The 1,880-nt window shown below is 45.6% G+C and carries 2 protein-coding genes; both read right to left on the bottom strand.

Annotated features, from left to right (window positions below; genetic code table 11):
• Nucleotides 1–209: 209 nt before the first annotated feature.
• Entirely contained in the window at nucleotides 210–836 is a 627-nt protein-coding gene (locus tag AC1DUA_RS35770) for a sigma-70 family RNA polymerase sigma factor (RefSeq protein ID WP_477504259.1), read from the bottom strand.
• A gap of 60 nt (nucleotides 837–896) precedes the next feature.
• Nucleotides 897–1,844 (bottom strand): hypothetical protein, encoded by a 948-nt coding sequence (locus AC1DUA_RS35765; RefSeq protein WP_477504258.1) that lies wholly within the window; start codon nucleotides 1,842–1,844, stop codon nucleotides 897–899.
• Nucleotides 1,845–1,880 lie beyond the last annotated feature (36 nt).

Genomic DNA, 1,880 nt, shown 5'->3' with positions numbered 1-1,880 from the left:
GTATCAATATTCGGATCAAAAGGACTATGTAAAATCCATCCACTTTTTATTATGCGTAATAACAAATTAAATTTATCTTGATCGTCTTTTTCACTTCTTCCTACAAAATGTGTTAATTCATCTGTAACATATCTTTGCTCATGCATATTGCATCCTCCAACAATTTATGGTTTAGTTCATTTTACAATAAAATACAGAAAAAAACAGCCTTATCCCAAAAGGAATAGGCTGCTCATTTTCGCTTCTTCAATTTTTCCCTTAGCCCTTTCCAAGAACTTCTGCACACTGCTCCTTCCAAGATGCAGCTCCCGGGCTATATCGTATTCACTCATTCCATCGACGTGGTACATCATAAAGCACTGACGCTCGCGATCAGACAGCGTGCTCATAGCATCCTCGATGCGGAAGCGGTCTTCCTTCGATAACTCCCCACTAAACTGCGTACGATCCGTATGCCAGCCATTTGGTGAAGCATAGGAGTCAAGCCAAGCTGGATCCCAATTTGTTTCTTTGTATCCTCGCTCTACGCCTTTGAAGCTCCCGGGTCTTCTGCCTGTCTCTAACCATTCCTCGACATATTCACATTCACTTATCATGGATGAGATAACCCCGCGTACGTTCTTGGCTTCCTTGGCTGTCTTATTCAGCGCATAGCGGGCAATGTTTTTAGATCGTCGATAATTCTCTGAGGTTGCCGCACCCAGATCCATGATCGTCCAGCCGTTTCGTTCTTCGTACCAGTGTCCTATAGCCATTAATAAATCACCAACCCTATTAATATAATGATCAACCAAATTGGAATTGAGAAGATAGTTGCCCAGAAAATGCCCCTGCATACCTCCATGAAGAACTCTCCCTAAGGGGAAAGAGGAAGCGTACGCCTCCCCTACTCCGAATTAATTTACTATTCCTTGTTGATTCATCTCGTACTCTACACGAGTTTTCCAAGTTTCGAGAGCGGCCACACGTTCTTCTAGCATTGGCTCCTGAACCTCCGCATGGTCTTCAGTGCCTCCAGTATCTCCGGCGTCTTCTTGTGCCACTGCCGATTCTTCCACAACTTCACTGCTTGGAGGAAACTGCTCCTCCGTTACGGGTTCCTCCGCTGGTAGTGGAAGACGATCCACTGTCTCATAAGCGTTGAGTGCGTAGTGTGGAATGGTTACTTGCTCACCAGTCTCTGTAGTAGCCGTGAAATGTGTTTCTTTGACGTTGGTCGGCTGTACATTGGTAATCTTGATCTTACGCTGCTCTGTGACCTCTTTGGCGCTTGCGAGAAGCTCCTGAAGGTTACCGTCTGGCTTCAGTTCGGAACGACGATTCTTTTCCGTTTCGAGTTGTTGATTGAGCGTGGTTACCTGTTGCTTCAAGCGCTCCACTTCATTACCACGATTGCGTGATTCATTCTTAGAGAGCTCCAGATCAGATTGCAATTGTGCATTTTCCTCAGCAACCTTCTGGCCATCAGCAAGAGCCTGCTGAAGCTCATGCGTGTAATACTGCTCAAGGGTTGTGACTTGATCCTGAAGCGATTTGATTACTGTATCCTTTTGACCCATCTCAGCCAGGTACTTTAAGCTCTGAGCATACAAGATGGCATGCACGATCTTGGCCGCGTCCGGATGTCCCAGGACTTCATTCAGATTGGCTTCCTCAACAATTGCCTTGAGTTCGTCAAACTTTTGATCCTCAGCTGCCTTCTGTTGAGCTTGAGCGATCTGTGTGTTGATTTGGTCAATCTCGGAATTGATCTGGCGAATGCGGAACATATCATCTGGCACATTCGGATCAAGCTTCCCTTTTTCTGCTTCAAGTTGTGCGATGCGGTTTAATTGTTCTTCCAAAACGTTCCCCTCCTAAAATAGAATGATGATGCCCAC

It is taken from the genome of Paenibacillus sp. 01T422 (assembly GCF_056398785.1).
This window is presented reverse-complemented; position numbering and strand designations above follow the sequence as displayed.

Excerpts from the sequence above, each read along its gene's own strand:
- AC1DUA_RS35770 (WP_477504259.1), bottom strand. The coding sequence starts at position 836 with ATGCAGGGGCATTTTCTGGGCAACTATCTTCTCAATTCCAATTTGGTT.